Source organism: uncultured Rummeliibacillus sp. (assembly GCF_934216135.1).
In the GTDB taxonomy this organism is placed as follows: domain Bacteria; phylum Bacillota; class Bacilli; order Bacillales_A; family Planococcaceae; genus Rummeliibacillus.
The window spans coordinates 1-24,241 of the sequence record NZ_CAKQBI010000035.1 but is presented as its reverse complement, the minus strand read 5'-3'; the positions used below and the strand labels follow the sequence as shown (position 1 = coordinate 24,241).

Sequence of the window (24,241 nt, the reverse complement as noted above, 5' to 3'; positions counted from 1 at the left end):
AATCCAATTGAATCACCAGTTGTCCGGATCAACTGGAAATTCTATCGGAAAGAGCTCTTACTACTAATATACGAGGGGTATTTTCTTATGAAATATGTAATTGGTATAGATTTAGGCACCAGTGCAGTTAAAGTTCTTTTAATGAACCAAAATGGAAAAACGATAGCAGAGGCATCAGAAAATTATCCATTTATACAAGTAGCTAATGAATAAGGTCCGGGAGTTGGCTCAGCTATGATTGCAGCAATTGACTTAGGTTGGTATAGCTCTATAGAAGAGTATGCTGAGCATTTTGTGAAAGTAGAGGCTTATACTGAGCTGTATCAAATTTATCGTCAGATATATACACAAATAAAACAGTTGAATCAGAGTTTAGAAATTTAGATGATGAAGATGACTGTTAAAGGGGGACTAAATAATGGTGAAAGTACGTTGGGGAGTATTAAGTACTGCTAATATCGCAAGAACTGAGGTTATTCCAGCAATTAAACGTGCAGAAAATGCAGAGCTAGTTGGTATAGCAAGTCGTGATGAAAGGGTTTATCGCGTAGCGAAAGAACTTGACATACCAAGGGCATTTGTTTCTTATGAAGAACTCTTAAAGGATGATGAAATTGATGCAGTTTATATTCCACTTCCAAATCACTTACACAAAGAATGGGTTGAAAAGGCAGCTCTTTATGGAAAGCATGTCCTATGTGAAAAACCTGTTGCTTTAAATGTTGCTGAAACGGTTGATATGGTAAACAGTTGTGCTAAAAGCAATGTGAAATTTATGGAGGCTTTTATGTACCAATTTCATCCTCAACATGAACGAGTAAGGGAGCTAATAAGTGAAGGGGCAATTGGTGAAGTTAAGTTATTCAAATCTAGCCATTCTTTCCATTTAGTAAACAGGGTAGGAGATATTCGTATGGATGCAGAGATGGGGGGAGGTAGTATTTATGATATTGGGTGCTACTCTATTCATGCTGCAAGATTTATTCTAAAAGCAGAACCAGAGAGTATACAAGGATTCGCGAATATAGATTCATCAGCAAAAGTAGATACCTCAGCCTATATTTATATGGTAATGGATAATAAAGTACCAGTTTTAATTGATTGTAGTTTTGATATGTTGGATCGAAACGAATATGAAATAATTGGGACAAAAGGGAAAATATCAGTACCATTTGCATTCAGACCTGATCGAAATGGTGGCGTAGGAGAGATTATTTTAAACTCTGGAAATAGGAAAGTAACTGAAAAAGTTCCTGGTGATATTTATAAACTTGAAATTGAACATTTTACACAATGTATTTTACAAGATACGGATCCCCTTAACTCTAGCATGGACTCTATTAATAATATGAAAGCTATCGAAGATTGTTATAAATCAATTAATAACGGGTAATCACGCTCAGGTTTATACTGAGCGTGTGATTTAAAGAATTTTTTAGAATTACAAATGTCTATATCCAGCAAAATGTTTTTTCCAATAAGATGAACTTACAGAGCTAATTTGAACCTTCGAGCCGCTTGCACTAATAAATTTACCACTACCCATATAAAGTCCAATGTGGGAGATGCCAGATTTGTAAGTGTTTTTGAAAAACACTAAGTCTCCTATTTTAGGTGAACTTGTTGCAGTAGAAATAGAATAATAGCCTGCTGCACTTGTACGATAAACAGATAAACCAGCATTTTTGTATGCATAGTATACTAAGCCACTACAATCAAAACCACTTTTTGAAGATCCCCCAAACGCATAGCGTATACCTAGAACCGTCTTTGCAATACTCACGGCTTTTTGTAGTTTTGTGTTAGCAGAGGATGTAGTGACACTAGTGCTTACCTTTTTAGTAGTGCCTTTAATCTTGAGCTTTTGACCAACATTAATCTTTGTAGATTTAAGATTATTCCAGCTCATAATAGTCTTATATGAAACCCCGTATTTTTTCCCAATTTTAGAAAGAGTATCACCAGCTTTTACTTTATAAGTTGTAGAAGAGGTACTACTTGTTTTTGTAGATGTTTTTTTACTTGAAGATGAACTAGCTTTAATCTTGAGCTTTTGACCAACCTTAATGTTTGTAGATTTAAGATTATTCCAGCTCATAATGGTTTTATAAGAAACCCCATATTTTTTGGCGATCTTAGAGAGTGTATCACCAGCTTTTACTTTGTAAGCCGTAGAAGATGTCACTTTACTAGAAGAACTTGAACTAGTTTTAATTTTTAGTTTTTGACCAACTTTAATTTTCGTCGTTTTAAGATTATTCCAGTTCATAATCGTCTTATATGAAACATGGTATTTTGACCCGATTTTTGATAAGGTATCTCCGGACGTAACCTTATATGTAGTAGTTGCTGCAGAAGCAGTGAATGGACCTATTGTCGAAAAAAGCATAATTGAACTTAGCCCTACTGCCGATATTTTTAGTTTTTTCACTAGTATTAGTTCCTCCTTTTATTTTTCACATATGTTAATAGTATAAAAGGAAGTAACATCAATAATATGTTATTTTCATCAAATTTATATTACAAAAACCAGTTCATTTTACAATTTGGTAAAATTGTTACCTGAAAACAGTTAATATTAAATATAGATTGCATAAAAAAAACACCAAACCATTGAGGGGTGGCGTGGCGTTTTTTCTATCAAAAGGAGAGTCTTGACATGTGAGCAAAACAATCATTCAAAATTGCCTCACTCTCTAACACTCTGTGCTAGCCATTAGATAGAGGGAGGGTCTAATCCCAACTATTCTAATTGGATAATATTATAAAATGTTAGAATCATATTTGCAACAAAAAAATAATTTGAAAATAGTGAAAAATCAAAAAAGTAAAGTGGGCAATCCATTGGAATGAATGATATATAAATTTATAACTGAAATTATCGAGTGAACCGCTAAATTTTTACAGTGTAAATCCTTATTTATAAATTTTACTGTGCAATCGCACAATTTTTGCATATAGAAAGAGAATGACTGGAATATTAGTTTTATATTATTTAGAATATTTAGATATATAAAAGAGATAGATAGCACACCAAGAGGGGGATTTTATGCTAATGAGAATTTTAAAGTTTTTGGGGTTTATAACAGATGATACAGATGAAGATTATGATGACACGATACATAGAAACTAAAAAATAGCTAAGCTGTGTCCAATTTTTCTTCTAGTTTAGTATTTTTCAATATCTTTCAACAATTCTTTTAAGTATTTGTTAAAATAAAAGAAAAAAGTGAGAACAAATATGAAAAAGTATCCGTTAAAACTGCAACATTTAATTATTGGGGTTGTGGCTTTGGCATTTATACTGACCATTTCAAGTAGCCTTTGGAGTAGTTATCGTATGAATAAACAGACTTTAATAAATAACACACTTGAAACAAATCGTGTATATGCAGAAAAGCTAGCGACTACTGCTACGAATTATTTAGATGAAACGCTTCAAACATTAACATTAAGTTCAAATACAATTGCAAAAAAGATGGATAATGAAGAGATACTTCTTGAAGAAGCTGAGCGTTTACGAATGCAGACCAATACCTTTAATTCAATATCAATTGTAAATGCGAAAGGAAAAGTACTCGCCACATCTCCACAGACAATTGATATTAAAGGGAAAACATTAACTTCTAATGCTATTAAAAAGGCCATTAAAGAACAAAGGCCGATGATATCTGATCCATATAGAGCTATGACCAATCGTGAAATTGTCTACATATCAGCACCCATCTTCAATAACTCAGGAAAATATTTGGGACTAGTAGGTGGTACAATTTATTTGGAAGAGCAGAATATTCTACATGAGTTATTGGGGAAGCATTATTATGATGATGGTTCATACGTTTATGTAATAGATTCTAATGGGAAAATTATCTATCACCAAGATCAATCACTTATTAATACAGTGGTAAAGGATAATGCAGGTGTCCAAAAGATAATAGCCAGCCATGAAAGTGGCGCACAAAGAGTTATAAACTCAAACGGACAAGACATGCTTGCGGGGTATGCAACAGTTGACAAGGCAGGTTGGGGAGTGATATCTCAAAGACCAACAGAAAAAGCACTAGAGCCATCAGAAAACATGATGAAAGAGATGCTTATTACAGCCTTGCCTTTATTATTAATTTCCCTACTTATTGTGATTTGGGCAGCATTGAAAATATCTAAGCCGTTGCAAAGATTAGCTGAGTTAACTGAAAGTAGTATGGAGAAAAATGAGGAAAAGAATCTTTCAGCAGTTCCAGCGTGGTATTACGAAGTTAAACAATTGAAAAATGCACTAATTAAGAGCTTGAACTTTCTACATAAACAAGTCGATTATTTTATGGATCAATCGACTACAGATCCTTTAACCGGGTTATCAAATCGTCGAACATTAGATGTTAAAATGGATGAATTGATCACTTCCAATACATCATTTTCTATTATTCTAATGGATATAGATCATTTCAAATTGGTTAATGATACCTATGGTCATGGTATAGGTGATGAGGTTCTACAATATTTAGCCCTTAGTATGAAAGCAGTCACTCGTTCAACCGATTTGTGTTGTCGTTATGGTGGAGAAGAATTTATCATTCTACTACCAAATACAACTATGCAGGGTGCTTTTGAAATTGCAGAATTTTTACGTATGAAGCTTGAAAATACATCAAGTCCTACGGGGAATGCTATTACTGTTTCTGCTGGAATAGCAGAATTCCCTACAACAGAGACTACTTCTGCAAAATTGATCGAGATTGCTGATCAATGTTTATATGAGGCAAAAAACAAAGGTAGAAATCAAGTTATTATCTCCCGTTCTTTGAACAACTGTTTAAGTTAGTTGGGTTTTATCTATTATGTAAATAGTTCTCATTTTCTCGTAGTGAGTAGTTATATTGTTGTAAAACTGTTTGTTTTTAAAACTAAAAAATGATTTATAAAACTAAATCAAATTGAGAGAAGGATAAAATTGAGAAGATGAGTTATTTAGGTTTAGTTTTCTTTCAAGTAGTTGCTCCTATTTTAGTGTTACTCGTTGTTGGTGGGATTATGCAACGTAAGTTTCAATTCAACTTAAAAGCTTTATCAAATTTAATCACATACTGTTTAATGCCATCAGCGGTTTTTGTGAATATCTATGAAACAAATGTCAATCCAGTTGTTGTAGGGAAAATTTTAATCTATTTATTTGCATATAGTATTTCTTTAATGGTTTTAAGTACAACCATTAGTAAGATCTTGAAGCTAGAAAAAAGGAAATCAGCTATTTTTAAAAATAGTATTGTGCTTATTAACTCTGGAAATTATGGCATCCCAGTGAGTCAAATGGTATTCCATGCACAACCATTAGGTACTGCCATCCAAATCATTACGGTAATTTTTCAAAACTTAACAACGTATACTTATGGATTGTATAATCTAATTTCAACGATAAAATCAGGTTGGGAAATTGCAAGAAGCATAGTGAAACTTCCAATTGTTCATGGGCTAATATTAGGGATTGTTTTAAAGATAGCAAATATTCAATTGCCAGAGTTTTTATCTATTTCAATTGGACATATGGCAGATGCATTTGTTGCTATTGCATTACTAACATTAGGAGCGCAGTTGTCTAAAATACATGTCAGTACAATGTTTAACAAAATGTTATATATGAGTTGTATTGGAAGATTACTCATGGGACCATTAGTTGCCTTTGCTTGGATTTCAATTTTTGGTTTTCATGGAGTAGTGGCTCAATCACTGTTAATTGCTAGTTCATTTCCTACATCAAGAAATAGTTCTACTCTGGCTTTAGAATATGATGTAGAATCAGAACTTGCTGCACAGACAGTTTTATTTACGACAATTGTTAGTTGCATAACCGTTACAATAGTGATTTATGTGGCAAAACTTTTATATGCATAAACTTTCAATGTGAATTTTAAAAAGAAACTATTTAGAATGTGTTTTTCTAAATGGTTTCTTTTTTTGTATAAATCTTAAGGAATTCTTCATTTTTTTAATATGAAATTATTAAGAAGTTTTCCATATACTGATTGCTAGATGAAATGATGGAGGTCGATATCATTGATAACCGTAAAAAATATTAGTCATACATTTAGAATCGGTAAAAAAGGGAGTGAGAAAAAGGTTCCAGTATTAAAGAATATCTCGTTTACAATTAATAAAGGAGAAATAGCTTCAATTGTTGGAAAAAGTGGCTCTGGCAAATCTACATTACTTAATATTGTTGCAGGATTTCTTAAGCCTGAGCAAGGCTCAATTGAGATGCAAGGGAAAGAAACGACAAACCTATCAGAATCAGACTATGCAAAGTTCCGCTCTGAAAATATGGGTTTTATCTTCCAAAACTTTCAGCTAATGCCGGGTTTAACTGCTTTTGAAAATATTGAATTGCCATTGAAAATCCAAGGAATGGGCAAAAATGCACGATTTAAAACAGTAGAAAAAATCATAAAAAAAGTCGGACTAGATGCTGTCTCAGATCACTACTCAAATGAGTTATCCGGAGGTCAACAACAACGGGTAGCCATAGCTCGAGCGCTTGTAACTAATCCACCAATCATTTTGGCAGATGAGCCAACTGGGAATTTAGATTCCGAAACGGAACAAGAAATTTTAAGTTTAATCAAGCTATTAAACGATACGATGGATATTACATTTATCATTATTACGCATGATGAAGAGGTTGCAAATATTGCACATCAAAAATTCCTGATGCATGATGGTGTATTAAAGGAGGCTATCCCTAGTGCGGTTTAGAGATCAAATAGATTTTGTTAGACAACATATTAAGAAGAATCGAATGCGTATTTTCACTACTATATTAGCAACAACAATGGGATGTGCATTTTTAATTGTCCTAGCTTCTATAGCATTTGGGTTACAAGGATCATTAAAGGATGAAATTTTATCAGATAGTTCTGTGACGAAAATTGAAGTATATAATTCTGATGAAAAAGATATTGACCAAAAGGCAATTAAAGCTATTCCAAATGTTCAGGCACTTGTGGATACAACTCACTTCAATGAGGCTCTTACTACTTATGTTAAATTTGAAAATCGTTCTGGATTTAGTGAAGTGAAATTTAATAATTTTGAAGAACAAAGAAAAGCAAAAGTTAAATTATCTGAAGGGACTTATCCAACCAAAGAAAATGAAATTGTCGTTGGGTATAATCTAGGACAAAACTTAGTAACAAAAGAAGAAAAACAAAATGCTAAAGAGGAACTAGATGAGCAAGAAAAATCGAAAATAGGTTACTACCAATCGTTACTAGGAAAAACAATATCAATTTCCTTCAAACCGGAAAATAGTAAAAAACATACGAAGACAAGAAAATATAAGGTTGTTGGGATAGGGGAGAAACCTTCTAAAGAGTGGGATATGGATTCAAGTATTCAATTAAGCGATACGATGAAATCCGAAATTCTAAAGGATTACAATATAATTGCTGAACAAAAGATGAAAGAACAGGATTTTTACTATGTAAGTTATTATGCTTATGCAACAGATATAGAGGCTGTTAAAGGTATACTAAAAGCTTTAAAAGCAATGGATTTATCTGTCTATTCAGTTACTGAACAATTAGAACAATTAAATGTATTTTTCTTAGCATTAAAAGTAGGACTTATTTTTGTAGGAACAATAGCAGTATTAATAGCCTCCATCGGTATTTTCAATACGATGACAATGGCAGTTACAGAACGTACACGTGAAATAGGAGTGATGAAGGCAATAGGTGCAGGGCCAAAGTTAATTCAGCGATTGTTTGTGATGGAAAGTGCTTATATAGGTATTTTAGGCACAGCAATCGCAATCATTATTTCATATATTATTAGTTTTTTAGCAAACTTTGCATTACCTAAAATTCTAGAAGCGGTTATGCCTGATAGTGGTATTGAAGATGCTGCAATTCGATTTTCGACGATACCATGGGAGCTTGTGGTCATTGCTTCGTTGATTAGTGTGGGAGTTGCAATTATGAGTGGTTGGCGTCCGGCTCGAAAAGCAACCAAGATTGATGTCATTCAAGCATTACATCAAGATTAATATAAATAATTTTTTAAATCCCTGGGGTTCAACATAAGCCTCAGGGATTTAATGTTTTCATTAAAAGTGAGACTACTTCCATACTAGGGTACTGGGACAAATTTGGTTATTTTGAGGAGTTATCCCAACCTAATATTTTTATCACAAATGATCAAATTCTCCTTTTCTAATAATTCCAAAAAAGTTGGAGGGGTTTTAAAGTGTTTAGTTTGTATAGTTTCGATAATCATTAATATTAGTTCTTGTTCTAAATCCTTTCGATTTTGTATATCTGTCTGACATAATTCTTTTTTTATTTTGGGAGTAAGAATCTCAATCACTTCAGATGCATTGAGTTGTAAAATATTCATCGAATCAGTCCTTTTTATTTAACCTTAAAATTTTTTCTATTTTAGTAGGGATATTTTGAATAGTTGTATTTAAAGATTCAAGTTTCTTTTCAAATCGAAGTAACAAGTATATAGATATTACAATAGGAAATCCTGAATTGTTAACCATATTTATTAGACTAGATATGTCAGACATTTATATACCTCCTTATTTTCATCAAAGCATGTTTTTTTTGTTTATAAACAGCCTGTGGTGAAATATTGAGGAGTTGTGCAATCTCTTTGTAGCTAATATCCTTTATAAAAAGAAAATAAAGAATAATCCTTTGCTTCTTTGTTAGTTGATGTATAGCTTGATAAACTTCCTCTTGTTCAATATAATCCTCTAGTTTTTCTGAAGATAGGAGGATATTTGAGTCTGATAAGATCCTTCGATGATTTGATACCTCTTTCACATCCATTAAGTTATAACGCTCAGTTGAATCTAATATTAATGGCTGCATTACTTGTCTCTTTCTAACCTTTTTATCAAAATGTTGGGCGGCAAAATGAATAGATTTTGAGAAATAGGAAATAACTAATATTCTAATATAGTACTGTTTAAATTGTTCTTCTATAATGTTAAGAATTTCTTCATTTTGTGTCTCGATATAAGTGCTAAATAATTCGTAATGATTCCCTTCCTTTAGGAAAGATTTTAAAATAGGATTCTTAATTTGTGCTTTATATTTTAAGTCCATCATTTTCCCCCTTCCTCATCCAATATGCGAATGTATGTTCTTATATTATAAAGGAAGAATGCGAACATTAAAATCAACCCTTTGAAAAATATTGTAAAAAATTATTTAAAATGTTTTAGTTGTAGACTAAGTATGTCCTATATGAAGTTACCTAGCGTATGCTTTTACAAATTTAATGAATTGTTTTACTACTGGTGAAATATACCCTGTGCTGCGCCAAATCATCATCGTTGTGCGAGTGCAAATCGGATGGCTAATCTTAATCGAAGTAACTTTTTCTATGTTAAAGGTTGTAGTACTAGGTACCAAAGCAACGCCAAAATTAGCAGCAACAAGATCTACAATCGTTTTTTCATCGATTCCTTCAAAAACTGCTTTTGGCTGAAAGTTTGCTTGTTGAAAAATTAGTTCAATGACATCCCTTAAGGCTGTTTCTTCTTTGAAAAAGATAAATGGATCATCAGCTACCTCATCTAAAGTAACATTTTCTCTACCGTTCAACCTGTGATTTTTAGGGACTATTAGCAAAAGTTCTTCTTGTATAATAGGGAGCATTTCTAAACTTTCTTTTTTAGTAGTTGGGGAGCAGAAACCAATATTAATAACTGATGTTTCTACCTGTTCAAGAATTTTACTCGTAATATCTTGATAGAGTTTGAATTGAATATGTGGGTATTGTAATTGAAATGATCGAATAAGTTCTGGAATATAACTTGATCCTAGTGTTTGAATAAACGCTAATTCAATGGTTCCGTGAAAGGGGTCTACTAAGTCATTAATCATCTTTTTGGCGGTCTCAATTTCATAGAGTGCATTACTTGCATGTTCCGAGAATAGCTTTCCATAACGGTTTAACTTAACTCCACGACTTTCTCTTTCAAAAAGAGGAGCGCCAATTTCCTTTTCTAATCGAGCAATAGATCTGCTAAGCGCAGATTGAGATAAGTTTAACTGTTCAGATGCTTTTGTGATGTTTTGTGTTTTGGCTAACGTTAAAAAGTATTGTAATTGATACCATTCCATAGCAAGTCCTCCGTTTGTTTGGTATTACAATTATGCATGGCTACTATGATAAATACAATTATTTATGCATATCTAAATCAGCGTATAATTGGAATATTGCTATTCTTGAGGAGGACTTTTATGGAAAAAGAAAAATTATGGACTAAAGACTTTATAAACATAACAATTATAAGTTTTTTTATTTTTTTAGTGTTTTATGTGCTAATTGCTTCTTTGCCGTTATATTTGGTAGAGAATTTGAATGCAGGTGCTGATAAGGCGGGACTTTTAACTACATTATTCTTAGCGGCTGCAATTGTTATTCGACCACTGGCAGGGAAATGGGTCGAAAAAGGTTCTCAGAAGAAAATTTTAATTTATTCTACAATAGCATTTTGTATCGCTTCGAGTTTATATTTGTTTACAAAATCATTAGGTGCAATTTTAGTTTTGAGAATTTTTCATGGTTTAACATTTGGTATTATTACAACTGTAAAAGGGACAATTAGTGCAGAGTTAATCCCTGCATCTAGACGTGGAGAAGGTGTTAGTTATTTCTCACTTGCTATGGGGGTAGCGATGGTATTTGGCCCAGTAATCGGGTTGAATTTAGCAAATCATAATATGTACACTCTATCTATTATATTGTGTATTATTTTTGCAGCTATTAATATCTTGTTAGCGTTAGTGATAAACGTTCCAAAACTTGAGCCAGTCACTAAAATAGAAAAGAGAGGCTTTTCATGGAATGATATTATGGATCGAAAAACGATTCCATATGCCATCCCAACATTTTTATTAGCTACTTCTTATTCTTGTGTATCGGCATTTTTAGCCATCTATGCGAAAGAACTGAACCTAGTGGCTGCAGCTAGTACATTTTTTATTGTTTATGCAATTTTTATGATAATCTTCCGCCCATTTACAGGTAAATACTCTGATATGTATGGACCGAAAATTATTGTTATTCCTTGTATTTTGATCTTTGCTATTGGGATGTTCATCTTACAATTGCCTCTTACTGGTTTTCTAATGATTATTGCGGGTATTCTAATTGGGATTGGTTATGGTTCAGTTACACCTGTGTTCCAATCTCAGATTATCAGTTCAGTCGAGCGACATCGGGTTGGAATCGCAAACTCTGTATTTTTCAATGCGATGGATTTAGGAATGGCAGTTGGTTCTTTTATTCTTGGAATTGTTGCTTCAAATGCAGGGTATAGCAGAATGTATTTAGTAGCTATGGGAATTATTATCGTAACATTCTTCATTTATATAGGAATTACGAAAGAAAAAAGAAGACAATAGAGTTAACTAATATCTTTTGCATAGTAGTTTCAAGTTTGAATTAAAAGAATTGAAAAGTGTTACATGAAAAGACTGTAAGCAAATTGTATTTTGCTTACAGTCTTTTTTGGAATATGAATGTCAATTTAAATTAGTAAATCTTAGTGGTATTGAACTTCTTTAAGTACGTCAATAGAGTTAATGTCAATACCCATTGCTTTAGCAACGCCTTCACCGTATTTTGGATCTGCTTTATAGCAGTGGATGATGTGACGTTCTTTGATAAAGTTTTCAACGCCTTCCATATTACGAGCAGTATTTTCAAATAGACGTTGTTGTTCATCTGGACTCATGATGTTGAACAATTTTCCTGGTTGTTCAAAGTAGTTATCATCGTCTTCACGGAAATCATAGATATCCGCAGGACCTGCCTCTTCAGATGGATTTTTGTACGCAGGCTGTTCTTGCCATTCACCATAGCTATTTGGCTCATAGTGTAGTGTACTTCCTAGGTTGCCATCTGTACGCATGAAACCATCACGATGGAAATTATGCACGGGGCATTTTGGTGCGTTAACCGGAATTAAAGTGTGATTGACACCTAAACGATAGCGTTGTGCATCAGCATATGCGAATAGACGGGCTTGAAGCATTCTATCTGGTGAAAAGCTAATACCAGGAACTACGTTAGAAGGAGCAAATGCAGCTTGTTCAACTTCAGCAAAGTAGTTTGCAGGGTTACGGTTTAACTCGAATTCACCAACTGGAATTAATGGATAATCTTTTTTATACCAAACTTTTGTTAAATCAAATGGATTATCAGGATGGTTCTTCGCTTGTTCATCTGTCATTACTTGGATGTACATTGTCCATTTAGGGAACTCACCACGCTCGATAGCTTCATATAGATCGCGTTGTGAAGATTCACGGTCTTTCGCGATTACTTCTGCAGCCTCTTCATCGGTTAAGTTTTTGATACCTTGTTGTGTTTTAAAATGGAATTTAACATAAACACGTTCGTTGTCTGCGTTAATCATTGAGTAAGTATGTGATCCAAAGCCGTGCATATGACGATAATCAGTTGGAATACCACGGTCACCCATTACGTAAGTAATTTGGTGTAACGCTTCAGGAAGGTTAGTCCAGAAATCCCAGTTGTTATTAGCAGAGCGCATATTGGTACGTGGATCACGTTTAACAGCATGGTTTAGGTCTGGGAAGTGCATTGCATCACGGAAGAAGAATACAGGAGTATTGTTACCAACTAAGTCCCAGTTACCTTCCTCTGTATAGAATTTTAATGCAAAACCGCGAATATCACGTTCAGCATCTGCAGCACCACGTTCACCGGCGACAGTAGAGAATCGTGCGAACATTGCTGTTTTCTTACCTATTTCAGAGAAAATTTTTGCTTTTGTATATTTAGTAATATCGTGAGTGACTGTGAATGTACCGAAAGCACCTGAACCTTTAGCGTGCATACGGCGTTCTGGAATAACTTCACGATTGAAGTTTGCTAGTTTTTCAATCAACCAAACATCTTGTAAAAGTACAGGACCACGTTTTCCTGCAGTCATAGAGTTTGTGTTACTTACAACAGGAGCCCCAGCGGCAGTAGTTAACTTTTTATTGTTATCCTTTGTCATGAATGAATTCCTCCTTAAAGAAATTGAATTACCTCTTCGAAAACAACTATAACAGATTAACAATTGAAAGTAAATTATAATTATTCTATTTTAGTAATTTTTATTTTAAAATATGATGTATAAATTAAAATAGATTTTACAATGATGCTATAACGATTACTTTTTAATGAATGTATTACAGATAGTTTAAAAATGGTGTTTAAAATAAAAAAAAACGAATAGGAAGATTTAATTACTTTTATCGAATCTTCTCGTTGATAGATAAAATATAATTATAATTGCATATTGTAATAATTATTATTATCATTAAAATTTATGAAATGTTCATAATTGAAAATAATATTCTCGTAAAATACTATGATTTATATCTACTTATTATACGGAGAGAATAGGTATGGAAATGTTGAATTCAGTGATTTAGAAGAAAAGAAATGATTCTTAATTATTTGCCTATACTAAGCAAACAACCTGTAAGAAGGGTAAATGTAGTCTTCTTAAATCGGTATGTAATCTACATATTTTTTCTTCATAATAATTCATTTATGATAGAGCTAATTGAAGTATTTTAATGGGGGGTTCACTAATGCCGATGTTAAATGAGGCAATTGACTTTATCAAGATGTATTATTTAGAAAACAAATTGCCCACGGACCAACTGGAACGACGTCTAAAATACATCAAGCAAGATATTAAGAAGTTTGGCGTTTACACTCATACGACAGATGAACTTGCTTATGGTGCAAAAATAGCTTGGCGAAATAGTAATAAATGCATTGGGCGATTGTTTTGGCAAACACTTCAAGTGAAAGATCAACGTGGGATAAATGATGAAAAAATAATTTTTGAAAAACTTTTAGAGCATATAGAATTTGCAACAAATAACGGAAAAATAAGACCGACTATATCTATCTTTGAATCACAGAAAGTAAGAATATGGAATCATCAATTGATTCGCTATGCTGGTTATGAACAAGATGATGGTTCAGTAATTGGAGATTCTAGTTCGATAGACTTTACAAAAGAATGTATAAAATTAGGATGGCAAGGAAAAGGCGGACAATTTGATGTATTACCAATAGTGATACAAGTTGAAAATCGTAAACCGCAGTTGTTTGAAATTCCGCAAAGATATGTTAAAGAGGTGCAATTGCGACATCCAAATTTCGAATGGTTCGTTGATTTACATTTAAAATGGTATGCTGTACCGATCATTTCAAGTATGAAGTTTGAAATCGGAGGCATTACATATACAGCAGCTCCGTTTAACGGATGGTATATGGGTACGGAAATTGGTGCTCGTAATTTAGCTGATAAAGATCGTTATAATATGTTGCCAATAATTGCTGAAAAAATGGATTTAGATACATCTTCCAATGCTAGTTTATGGCGTGATCGTGCATTAGTAGAACTTAATGTAGCGGTACTTTATTCTTTCAAAGAAGATGGTGTGAGCATTGTTGATCACCATACGGCTGCACAACAATTTAAACGTTTTGAAGTTAATGAAACGTCTGAAAATCGAGATGTGACTGGTAATTGGACATGGTTGATCCCTCCTTTATCTCCTGCAACGACACATATTTTCCACAAGCCATATGATAATACGAAGAAACTACCAGGGTACGCTTATCAAAAGAATCCCTACTAATTAGTAAAAGTTATTGAAAATCGAGCGAAGTTTTGTCGCTCGATTTTTTATCTTTCTTCCATTTATATAACAATGTTTTACACATACTTTGTAAAAATAAAACTCTTTAGTATCTTTAAGAGATAGTAGATTAAATGATTATTGTCTTAGTTGTATTATAATTCCAGTATATTTACGTCTTGTTATTGAATTTACCCTGTATTATAATAGACACGTATTAAAATTATATATTGCATGCCTCATCCAATAGATGAGGTAGAGGTCGCGATATTCATGAGTATGATCGACGAGATGAAAAAGCATTACAGACTCGATTAAAAAAGGGAATATTGCCGAAGTGTTGGTAAGCTTTTTATTGCTAATGCTGGGGCTGCTATCGAAAGGTGCAGAACTGTCACGTCTAAAAAGGCGTGTTGAGCTATCTTTATCAAGGTTGATGGGGAGTTTATATACCATCTCAATTTCCTTGGATGGTATTTTTTATTTGCTTCAAACCGACCTTTCTTGCAATGAAAATCGGAAAGAGGAGAAATATGAGTATAAAAGAGACAAGCTCTAGTGAACAACAGAGCTTAAATAGAGGTCTAAAAAGTCGTCATGTTACTATGATTTCACTCGGAGGAACAATTGGGACAGGATTGTTATTGGCGAGCGGAAATTCTGTTGCTGCTGCTGGACCGGGTGGTGCGCTTTTGGCTTATGGTTTAATCGGTATAATGGTATTTTTCTTAATGACTAGTCTTGGAGAAATGGCAGCGTATATGCCTGTATCAGGGTCATTTAGTACGTATGCTTCAAAATTTATTGATCCATCGTTAGGGTTTGCTCTAGGATGGAACTACTGGTATAACTGGGCCATCACTATTGCAGCAGAAGTTTCAGCTGTTTCAATTGTTATGAAATATTGGTTCCCTGAAACACCTTCATTTATATGGAGTGCAGCCTTTTTAATAATTATTTTTGTCTTAAATTATTTATCTGTTAATAGTTTTGGTGAAAGTGAATATTGGTTTGCGATTATTAAAGTTGCAACGGTTATTATTTTCTTAATCGTAAGCTTTTTAATGATTTTCGGTATTTTAGGTGGAAATGCACCGGTTGGTTTTACGAATTTCTTTAAAGGGGATGCACCATTCCACGGAGGTTTCTTTGCGACATTTGGTATTTTCTTAGCTGCAGGGTTCTCATTCCAAGGAACTGAGTTGCTTGGTATTACTGCTGGGGAAACAAAAAATCCAGACAAAACGATTCCAAAGGCAGTAAAACAAATTTTTTGGCGTATTTTGTTATTCTATATTCTAGCAATATTAGCTATTGGGTTATTGATTCCATATACAGATGCTCGCCTTGCTAATAGCGATGATGTCACTGTTAGCCCATTTACTTTAGTATTTGAAAATGCTGGTATTGCTTTTGCAGCTTCAATTATGAATGCAGTAATTTTAACTGCTATTTTATCAGCCGGTAACTCAGGATTATATGCATCATCCCGTACATTGTGGGAATTAGCGATGGAAGGTAAAGCACCAAGAATTTTCAAAAAGTTAAACAAACGTGGTGTACCAGTTGCAGCACTTATTGCTACATTATTAGTTGCTTGTTTATCTTTCTTAGCATCTTTATTTGGGACAGGTACTGTGTATATTTGGTTATTAAATGCATCGGGGATGTGTGGGTTTATCGCATGGTTAGGTATTGCAGCGAGCCATTACCGCTTCCGCAAAGCGTTTGTTGCACAAGGACATGATCTATCTGAACTACCATACCGTTCGAGATTTTTCCCGTTTGGTCCAATCTTTGCATTTGTAGTATGTATGATTGTTGTATTAGGGCAAAATTATACAGCATTTACAGGTGGTCATATTGATTGGTATGGAATATTAGTATCTTATATTGGCTTGCCAATTTTCTTTATCCTTTGGTTTGGATACAAATGGAAACATAAAACTAAAATTGTTCGTTTAGAGGAAGCAGATTTTTCAACTGATCGACCTATTCAATAAAAATATTGCTAATCTATTTCTGGAGAAAGTCCTAAATAGATTAGCTTTTTTAATTTATTATTTTTGATTTGTAATGGCGTTTCAAAAGTGTATTATACCCAAACGGACGAATAATAGAGAGTATATTTTTTTAGAACGTTCGTGTAAATAGATTGAAATTTATTATATTTGAAAGAATGTTATTAAAAAATGCACATTTTAAATTATCTGAATTATTTTACATTTTAACATTCCGTTGAATTTTACTTATAGCATGCTATAATTGTGACATTCTCAAATTATAAAACTAAATATTAATCGCTCATATAATAGCAAGAATAAGGCTTGCGAGTTTCTACCAGTTCACCGTAAATGAATTGACTATGAGAAGCAAATATAATAGTAAATAGTTTACTTAGTCAGTATTCTTTTTCCTATTACTTTCGATTTTATAACTCGAAGGACTTGCTCGCTCATAGATTTGTGAGTGTACAAGTTCTTCGAGTTTTTTATTTGAAAACGGGATGCCACATATAAAATACGAAGAACTCAATCTAGAAGGGAGATCCTAAGTTTTGAAACTACTTCAGGATAAAATCATAAGTGAAGGTAAAGTCTTATCAGGAGACGTATTAAAAGTAGATTCATTTTTGAATCATCAAATTGATCCACATCTTATGCAAGCAATTGGGCAAGAGTTTGCTAATCGATATAAAGATGCTGGGCTAACAAAAATTCTTACTATAGAATCTTCAGGAATTGCTCCAGCTGTAATGGCGGGACTCATATTAGGGATTCCGGTTGTGTTCGCTCGTAAGCGAAAGTCAGTAACATTAACAGATAACTTCTATTCTGCAGATGTTTACTCGTTTACGAAAAAAGTAACAAATACGATTTCTGTTTCAAAAGATTATATCGATAAAGATGATGTTCTATTAGTTATTGATGATTTCTTAGCAAATGGGGAAGCAGCAAAAGGTTTAATCAATATTGCTAAACAAGCTGAGGCTACTATAAGCGGCATTGGCATTGTCATAGAAAAAGGTTTCCAACCAGGTGGTCAATATTTACGAGACCTAGGTTATCGAGTTGATTCATTGGCTATTATTTCTTCATTAGAAAATGGCAAAGTACAATTTGCTTAGGAGGCAACTGATCAGATGAACAAGGTAAAACTTGCAACACTTGGAATTCAGCATTTACTAGCAATGTATGCAGGAGCAATTTTAGTACCATTAATCATTGGGGGAGCACTGAAGTTTGATTCTACTCAGTTAACGTATTTAGTATCTATTGATATTATGATGTGCGGTATAGCTACATTATTACAAGTTATGCGTGGTAAAGTAATTGGAATCGGATTACCTTTAGTTCTTGGGTGTACATTTACAGCTGTAACACCAATCATTGGAATTGGTGCAAAATATGGCATAGGTTCTATCTATGGTGCAGTAATTGCATCTGGTTTAATAGTTGTTCTTATTTCAGGCATTTTTGGTAAACTCGTAAAGTTCTTCCCACCTATCGTTACAGGTTCAGTAGTAACAATCATTGGGATTACGTTAATACCGGTTGCTGTTAATAATGCTGGTGGTGGTCAAGGAGCTGCTGATTTCGGTTCAGTTTCTAATATCTCACTTGCGTTTGGTACATTAATAGCAATTATTTTGTTGTATCGTTTTACAAAAGGATTTGTTCGTTCAATTGCTATTCTAATTGGTTTAGTGTTAGGGACTATTGCCGCTGCTTTTGTTGGTAAGGTAGATTTTTCACCAGTAGCAGACGCTGCATGGGGACAAATTGTAACACCTTTCTACTTTGCAACACCAGAATTTCATGTACAACCAATTATCATTATGACACTTGTTGCGATTGTGTCTCTTGTTGAATCAACAGGTTCTTATTTTGCACTAAGTAATATGACAAATACACCAATCGATGATAAAGCACTTGCGCGTGGATATCGCTCAGAAGGCTTAGCTTCTATTATAGGTGGTATTTTCAACTCATTCCCGTACACAGCATTTTCTCAAAATGTAGGTTTAATGCAAATGACAGGTGTCAAAAATCGATCTGTTATCTTCATCACAGGTATTTTACTAGTATCGCTAGGTTTCTTACCTAAAATTGCCGCTCTAACAACAATTATCCCTACCGCTGTCCTTGGTGGTGCGATGATTGCAATGTTCGGCATGGTTATTTCTCAAGGAATTAAAATGTTAGGTGCTGCAGTAGGGGGCTCTGAAGGAAATGCAATGATTATCGCTTGCTCTATTGGTATGGGACTTGGAGTAACAGTTGTTCCAGATATCTTCAAAGTACTTCCTGAAACTGTTCGTATTTTAACAAGTAATGGTATTGTAGCAGGTAGTGTAACAGCTATTGCATTAAATATCATCTTCAACATGATTCCATGGAGAAGCGATGTACAGGTAGAACCTGTGAAAATTGAAGAAATGAAAGAAGTAAAAACTAAGCTAACTGAAAAGCATGCTTAATCTATAGAAGACTTAGAGATTGGGACAAAAGGGGTTTAGATATTGAAAAATCCGAACTATAATGTGAAATTCTATTTAAAGTTTCACATTCGTTCGGATTTTTTTGTTTATTTACTAATAGATTTTGTGCAAATGGCACAAACCTTTTCATAAAAAGTCTCAACACACACTTACTAGAAAAAGGATAAAAGCTTCCAACCAGGCTCGAACAGGTGACCTCTTCCTTACCATGGAAGTACTCATACTATTAAATAAGTGTTTGTTCTTTTTCTAATGCCTTTCCTAAGAAAGTAGCGAGTTCTAGCATACCGTATTTTCCGGCTTTAGCTTCTGCATCGCTATTGTAATTAGTATTTGTGTTGATATCGTAAGTATAAACGATGCCGTTTTCATCTTTGATAAATTCGATTCCTGCAACTGTAATATGTTGCGTTTTTAAGAATTCTTCATAAGATTTGATCTGTTCTAAATCTAATGAAGAGTCATCAACGATTTGGAATTTAGGTTTTTCTTCAACTTTTTCACCAACTGGGCAGAATAGGTCGTTGATCTGGCAAGCATCAGCTGGGCATAGTTCGAAACCTTTTGAAGTATCAACTTGAACAGCATATACAAATTTTGCACCAACAAATTCGGCGCGAGTGATAAATGATTCCGGAGATTTAATATATTGTTGGATTAGAGTAATTCCGTCAACAGGTTCTTCGTAAAGAGGACCATTCACATAAGCTTCTAAAGCTTCAATAGAGTTGAATAATTGAACGCCGAGTCCTTTACCGGCGCGGTTATGTTTTGTGATAAATGAAGGCGTGTTTAACTTTTTAGCAGCTTCAACTATTTGCTTTTTTCCAACAGCTGCGATTGTTTTGGGTGTACGAATACCTGCTTTTTCTAAAGTTAAGTATTGATTTACTTTACTTAATTCTAGCTTAAGTGCGTCTGTTCCGTTAAAAACTGTACGGCCGTGGAATTCTAACCATGCAAGTACAGCATTAGATAATTCCGGAGCGAATCGATGATCACGTGTATGTGATGAGGCACTCATACGGCTGTAAAATACGCCTTCAGGTGGCACAGAACTTAAATCTACAGTTCCTTGATCTAAAAACCATTCTTCATATGGAATGTTTAATTCATTTAATCGTTTTGTTAAATGATCTGTCCATTCGCTATTTTCATGAATAATATAAACTTTTGACATTATTTTGCCGCCTCCACTTTTTCTTTTCTAAGTTGTTCTACTAATGGCATTACTTTCTCAGCAAATATCTTCATTTCTTCCAATTGTGGTGAAAATTGAAGGATTAATAGATTTAAGCCAACTTCTTCATAAGAAAGAATACGTTTTGCAATTTGTTCAGGTGTACCAACTAAGTTTGGACGGAGACCGCGATTTGAGACACAGTAGTCTTCTTTACTAACTTTTACATTTAGTTGAGATTTGCCGACAAAATCTTTGTATCCTGCATAAGCTTTACTTTCAGGATTCATCGTAGTGATGCGTTGTAATTCAGCTTGCACTTCTTCTTCTGTATCACGGCAAATGATGTAAGCAGCCATACCAAATGTGTCGAAATCAGGTTTTCCAAGTTCTTGGCGGCGTCCATTCATTTCCTTAATCTTTGATTCAATCTCTTCTATAGTGCCACCATGCATCACATAAGAATCACATGTTTTTGCAATTGTTTGTTTACCTGTTTCCGATTCTCCGCCTGCAAATATAGGGATATGGTTGTTTCTCACTGGTTTTGGCACTAGATAAGTATTTTCAAATTCATAGTAATCACCTTTAAATGATGCAGGTGTTTTAGTAAATAATTCTTCTAGTGCAGCCAAAAATTCTTCTGTACGAGCGTATCGCGAATCGTGAGCAGTGAAAGCACCCCCGTATTGACGAGCTTCTTCTTCCCACCAAGCAGAAACGACATTTAATGCAAGGCGCCCATTGCTGATTTGATCTATATTAGAGGCCATTTTCCCAAAAGTTTGTGGGTTGTAATAGCCTGGACGAATAGCTGTAAGAATGTTTAGTTTTTCTGTGACTGCTGCTATTGCTGCAGTAGTTGACCATGCATCTAATGCAGGTTCTTCAATGCCTTTAATATCATTTAAAAAAAGTTCAGCAATTAGTGTCATATCATAGCCGAGTTGTTCAGCTTGCTGTGCCACTTTTTTCACATAATCAAATGTAGCTGGCATTTGATTGTGTTCATCTTCTATATTTCTTAACCATCCACCATAAAGAGGAGACCAATATCCATACTTCATATCCCTGAAACCGCCCTTCAAATTAAATTTAAAATAGTCTGACTATTTGTTGCGCTTATCGTAACATAAATTATATTGATAAACAATATAATTTGTATAAAACATAGTTGACAAATAGGTTTTTAAATATTAAATTTAATTCAGAAAATTTAAATTATTTTATATTGTGATCTAGTTGTATTCAGGGCGAAGAAAATTGATGAAAGTATAAAATAACTGAATCAGGAGGTAAATATAGATGACTTTACAATTTGCCTATTGGGCACCCAATGTAAGCGGAGGACTTGTGGTTTCGAATCTTCCTCAGAAAACAGGTTGGAATTTTGAGGACAATAAACGTTATGCACAAATTACGGAAAATATAGGGTTTGACTATGTATTACTACAGACCCGTTTCTTATCTAGTTATGGTGCGGAAAATCAATTAGAGGCCGCAACATTGGCTTCTGCTTTAGCGGCTACAACAGAGCGTTTGAACATTATTACGGCTGTTCTTCCTGGATTATGGCAACCTGCTGTTTTTGCTAAGATGATGGCAACGATTGATCAGATTAGTGGTGGTCGTGCTTCAGTGAATGTAGTAAGTGGTTGGTTAAAAGATGAGTTTACTAGCTATGGCGAATATTGGCTAGATCATGATGAACGTTATCGTCGGTCAGAGGAATTTATCGAAGTATTAAAACTTCTGTGGAACGAACCAAAAGCGAATTATCATGGAAACTTTTATCGTTTAAATGATGCAACGTTAGAGCCAAAACCTATTAACCCAATTACAGTCTTTCTAGGAGGGCTATCACGTGCTGCTAAAGAAATGGGGGGGCGTGTTTCAGATGTTTTCTTTATGAATGGAAATACATTAGATGCTTTGAAAGAAACAATTGAAGAAGTGAAAAGACTTCGTAAAGAAAATGGTCAAGGCCCAATTCGATTTGGAGTGAATGGTTTTGCAATTGTACGTGACACGGAAGTGGAGGCACAACAAGTGCTCCGTGATATCGTATCTAATGCGAATACAGAAGCGGTTAAGGGTTTTAAAAAGTCAGTACAAAAAGCGGGAGCCTCTTCACCAGAAGGTAAGGGGATGTGGGCAGATGCTTCTCTTGAAGACCTTGTACAATATAATGAAGGATTTAAAACAGGTTTAATCGGTACGCCTGAACAAGTTGCAAATCGTATAATTGAGTTGAAGAAAATTGGCGTAGATATTGTCCTGACGGGATTCTTACATTATGAAGAAGAACTAAAGGCATTCGGAGAAAAAGTTATTCCTCTGGTACGTGAAAAAGAAGTATCATTAAATATAGTAAATGCCTAAGTATAAATATTGACAGATAAAACAGGGTTCAAAGGAATAGAGAGTTTGAACCCTGTTTTTAATGATCTTAGCATTTGTATTAGCCACGTGACTTGATTCGCTCCTGCGATTACTCGTCGCAGAAAATTTTTATTGCTCCCAGTTTTTCATTTGTTCTTCTTCAGCGATTGCTTGTAAATCATACGCATCAATTAGGAAAATCTCATATTCATATTTGTCGGCATATTGCTCGGCTAGTTTTTTTATATATTTTGGAGAGCCTTCATTTTCTTCATCATAGACTATTAAGATCCCGTCCGAATTTTTCAAAAAGAATTTATTTTTTTCGATAAACTGCCAAGGTGCTTCGTATGGACGTTTTGTTAGACTTGTTACAAAGTCAGCTTGCGCCAGAATCATTTCATACTTTTCTTGTTTAGCTTCGTTCCAATTCTTTTCTTGATCTAAAAAAGGCGTGATGATTGCATATTTTAAATCGGGATATTCCATCTGCAAATCCATAACAACTTCAGCAGCCCAAGTTTCGACCCCGAGCTGCCCACTTAAAACTACCCACTCAAGTCCATCCTCAATAAACGATATTAAACGGTCTTGCAATGCTTTTTTGATGATTGCAAGACCGGGATGTTTATCGTTGAAAATGCCAAGTTCATGTGCTTTGTATCCAGTTATCACAAGTCGTTTTAGCATATTAACCTCCTAAGTTTTATATAGTATATACCTATCTATTATGAATGATTTCTTATTTAAGGTCTTTATCTTTATCAAGGATAACATTGAAAATTATTACACTGTTTTATACGATTGTGTCCCGTTAGAGTATTGAAATGTACTGGACTCTATAGAAGAGATTCAACACAATAATATAAAAAACCGATTTCTATAGAAACCGGTTGACTGAAATAAATATAGAAACAGTTTTGCTGCTATACAATCTCTTGCTTTAAATGACCTAAGTGCAAGAACATTGATACAAGCAACAATTTCCACCATTCATTTTACAATAGCTGTTTTCTGTTTACAATGGATTGAATACGGGTCGAAAGAGTATTAACCCAGCCTAGAGTGCAGTTGATTAATAAAATTAGTTTATGAGATTTCTTTTTGTTTTGTTCAGTGACAATATAGGTATCCGTTATTCTCTGCGTTAAATATAGTTAATCGAACAATATATAATAAAAAATGAAATTATATTATATAGAAGATAATTTTATATTTATAAAAGTCTACTATTAATTTCATAAAAAGTATTGACGGATATAAATCATACATGTTAATATAGTCAAGTCGCTAAAACAAATATTAATTCTGTGTTGTATAATTAATATTATTCATTGACAATAACTAAATAAAGTGATATACTTATCAAGTTGCTGTTAAATGAAACGAACATAAAACAACTTTTAAAAAGTTGTTGACATCGTAAATAAGATTTGATATAATAATCAAGTCGTTAAAACAAGCGACACAATATGAACCTTGAAAACT

At 33.8% G+C, this 24,241-nt stretch carries 22 protein-coding genes and 2 riboswitches; of the genes, 13 read left to right on the top strand and 9 right to left on the bottom strand.

Annotation, left to right across the window (positions count from 1 at the left end; translation table 11 throughout):
- The 3 genes from Q0977_RS15825 to Q0977_RS15815 form a co-directional block, all read left to right on the top strand.
- Positions 1 to 213, top strand: a 213-nt coding sequence (locus Q0977_RS15825) for a hypothetical protein (RefSeq protein ID WP_299515680.1), incomplete at its 5' end; no start/stop codon positions are given.
- Positions 214 to 234: 21 nt separating this feature from the next.
- A complete protein-coding gene (locus Q0977_RS15820; RefSeq protein WP_164489601.1) occupies positions 235 to 384 on the top strand; it encodes a hypothetical protein in 150 nt (49 codons plus the stop codon).
- A gap of 34 nt (positions 385 to 418) precedes the next feature.
- Positions 419 to 1,393, top strand: a complete 975-nt coding sequence (locus Q0977_RS15815) for a Gfo/Idh/MocA family protein (RefSeq protein ID WP_124218225.1) — start codon at positions 419 to 421, stop codon at positions 1,391 to 1,393.
- 48 nt (positions 1,394 to 1,441) lie between these two features.
- On the opposite strand, the gene Q0977_RS15810 is transcribed toward Q0977_RS15815, so the two are convergent.
- Positions 1,442 to 2,431, bottom strand: a complete 990-nt coding sequence (locus Q0977_RS15810) for a LysM peptidoglycan-binding domain-containing protein (RefSeq protein ID WP_299515676.1) — start codon at positions 2,429 to 2,431, stop codon at positions 1,442 to 1,444.
- 909 nt (positions 2,432 to 3,340) lie between these two features.
- Here Q0977_RS15810 and Q0977_RS15805 point away from each other — a divergent pair.
- The 4 genes from Q0977_RS15805 to Q0977_RS15790 all read left to right on the top strand — a co-directional run bounded on the left by Q0977_RS15805 (position 3,341) and on the right by Q0977_RS15790 (position 8,038).
- Positions 3,341 to 4,822: a sensor domain-containing diguanylate cyclase gene (locus Q0977_RS15805; RefSeq protein WP_299515674.1), complete on the top strand. Its 1,482-nt coding sequence runs from the start codon at positions 3,341 to 3,343 to the stop codon at positions 4,820 to 4,822.
- A gap of 137 nt (positions 4,823 to 4,959) precedes the next feature.
- Positions 4,960 to 5,889 carry an AEC family transporter gene (locus Q0977_RS15800; protein ID WP_299515672.1) on the top strand — a complete coding sequence of 310 codons (930 nt, stop codon included), beginning with the start codon at positions 4,960 to 4,962 and terminating at the stop codon, positions 5,887 to 5,889.
- A 162-nt stretch (positions 5,890 to 6,051) separates the two neighbouring features.
- Positions 6,052 to 6,747, top strand: coding sequence for an ABC transporter ATP-binding protein (locus Q0977_RS15795; RefSeq protein ID WP_299515670.1), 696 nt, complete (start codon positions 6,052 to 6,054; stop codon positions 6,745 to 6,747).
- Positions 6,737 to 8,038 (top strand): ABC transporter permease, encoded by a 1,302-nt coding sequence (locus tag Q0977_RS15790; RefSeq protein WP_299515668.1) that lies wholly within the window; start codon positions 6,737 to 6,739, stop codon positions 8,036 to 8,038. The genes Q0977_RS15795 and Q0977_RS15790 overlap by 11 nt, the downstream gene beginning before the upstream one ends.
- 119 nt (positions 8,039 to 8,157) lie before the next feature.
- Here the strand turns inward: Q0977_RS15790 and Q0977_RS15785 are convergent, their stop codons facing one another.
- The 4 genes from Q0977_RS15785 to Q0977_RS15770 form a co-directional block, all read right to left on the bottom strand.
- Positions 8,158 to 8,388, bottom strand: a complete 231-nt coding sequence (locus Q0977_RS15785) for a hypothetical protein (RefSeq protein WP_119416955.1) — start codon at positions 8,386 to 8,388, stop codon at positions 8,158 to 8,160.
- 4 nt (positions 8,389 to 8,392) lie between these two features.
- Positions 8,393 to 8,536 carry a YvrJ family protein gene (locus tag Q0977_RS15780; protein WP_299515683.1) on the bottom strand — a complete coding sequence of 48 codons (144 nt, stop codon included), beginning with the start codon at positions 8,534 to 8,536 and terminating at the stop codon, positions 8,393 to 8,395.
- 19 nt (positions 8,537 to 8,555) lie between these two features.
- Entirely contained in the window at positions 8,556 to 9,107 is a 552-nt protein-coding gene (locus Q0977_RS15775) for an RNA polymerase sigma factor (RefSeq protein WP_299515665.1), read from the bottom strand.
- Positions 9,108 to 9,254: 147 nt separating this feature from the next.
- A complete protein-coding gene (locus Q0977_RS15770) occupies positions 9,255 to 10,130 on the bottom strand; it encodes a LysR family transcriptional regulator (RefSeq protein WP_299515663.1) in 876 nt (291 codons plus the stop codon).
- 120 nt (positions 10,131 to 10,250) lie between these two features.
- Between Q0977_RS15770 and Q0977_RS15765 the strand changes: the two genes are divergently transcribed.
- Positions 10,251 to 11,417, top strand: a complete 1,167-nt coding sequence (locus Q0977_RS15765; protein WP_367269487.1) for an MFS transporter — start codon at positions 10,251 to 10,253, stop codon at positions 11,415 to 11,417.
- 140 nt (positions 11,418 to 11,557) lie between these two features.
- Here Q0977_RS15765 and Q0977_RS15760 read toward each other — a convergent pair whose 3' ends face one another.
- Entirely contained in the window at positions 11,558 to 13,042 is a 1,485-nt protein-coding gene (locus tag Q0977_RS15760) for a catalase (protein ID WP_119416959.1), read from the bottom strand.
- Between the two features lie 589 nt (positions 13,043 to 13,631).
- Between Q0977_RS15760 and Q0977_RS15755 the strand changes: the two genes are divergently transcribed.
- The 4 genes from Q0977_RS15755 (at position 13,632) to Q0977_RS15740 (ending at position 19,170) form a co-directional block, all read left to right on the top strand.
- Complete coding sequence (locus Q0977_RS15755) at positions 13,632 to 14,690, top strand: nitric oxide synthase oxygenase (protein ID WP_119416968.1); 1,059 nt, start codon at positions 13,632 to 13,634, stop codon at positions 14,688 to 14,690.
- 248 nt (positions 14,691 to 14,938) lie between these two features.
- A riboswitch (Lysine riboswitch) is annotated at positions 14,939 to 15,119 on the top strand.
- Between the two features lie 104 nt (positions 15,120 to 15,223).
- Positions 15,224 to 16,693, top strand: a complete 1,470-nt coding sequence (locus Q0977_RS15750) for an amino acid permease (protein ID WP_119416960.1) — start codon at positions 15,224 to 15,226, stop codon at positions 16,691 to 16,693.
- A 281-nt stretch (positions 16,694 to 16,974) separates the two neighbouring features.
- Positions 16,975 to 17,076, top strand: a riboswitch (purine riboswitch).
- 171 nt (positions 17,077 to 17,247) lie between these two features.
- Positions 17,248 to 17,817 carry a xanthine phosphoribosyltransferase gene (locus Q0977_RS15745; RefSeq protein WP_119416961.1) on the top strand — a complete coding sequence of 190 codons (570 nt, stop codon included), beginning with the start codon at positions 17,248 to 17,250 and terminating at the stop codon, positions 17,815 to 17,817.
- A 15-nt stretch (positions 17,818 to 17,832) separates the two neighbouring features.
- Entirely contained in the window at positions 17,833 to 19,170 is a 1,338-nt protein-coding gene (locus tag Q0977_RS15740) for a nucleobase:cation symporter-2 family protein (protein WP_299515658.1), read from the top strand.
- 247 nt (positions 19,171 to 19,417) lie between these two features.
- Here Q0977_RS15740 and Q0977_RS15735 read toward each other — a convergent pair whose 3' ends face one another.
- Both Q0977_RS15735 and Q0977_RS15730 read right to left on the bottom strand, forming a co-directional pair.
- Complete coding sequence (locus tag Q0977_RS15735; RefSeq protein WP_299515656.1) at positions 19,418 to 20,371, bottom strand: RimK family alpha-L-glutamate ligase; 954 nt, start codon at positions 20,369 to 20,371, stop codon at positions 19,418 to 19,420.
- The gene (locus tag Q0977_RS15730) at positions 20,371 to 21,438 is read right to left on the bottom strand and encodes an LLM class flavin-dependent oxidoreductase (protein WP_299515654.1); all 1,068 of its coding nucleotides are present in this window, start codon (positions 21,436 to 21,438) and stop codon (positions 20,371 to 20,373) included. The genes Q0977_RS15735 and Q0977_RS15730 overlap by 1 nt, the downstream gene beginning before the upstream one ends.
- 238 nt (positions 21,439 to 21,676) lie before the next feature.
- Here Q0977_RS15730 and sfnG point away from each other — a divergent pair, with 238 nt between their 5' ends.
- Positions 21,677 to 22,753, top strand: a complete 1,077-nt coding sequence (gene sfnG / locus Q0977_RS15725; RefSeq protein WP_299515652.1) for a dimethylsulfone monooxygenase SfnG — start codon at positions 21,677 to 21,679, stop codon at positions 22,751 to 22,753.
- Positions 22,754 to 22,882: 129 nt separating this feature from the next.
- Here the strand turns inward: sfnG and Q0977_RS15720 are convergent, their stop codons facing one another.
- A complete protein-coding gene (locus Q0977_RS15720) occupies positions 22,883 to 23,443 on the bottom strand; it encodes an SLOG family protein (RefSeq protein WP_119416966.1) in 561 nt (186 codons plus the stop codon).
- Between the last annotated feature and the right edge of the window lie 798 nt (positions 23,444 to 24,241).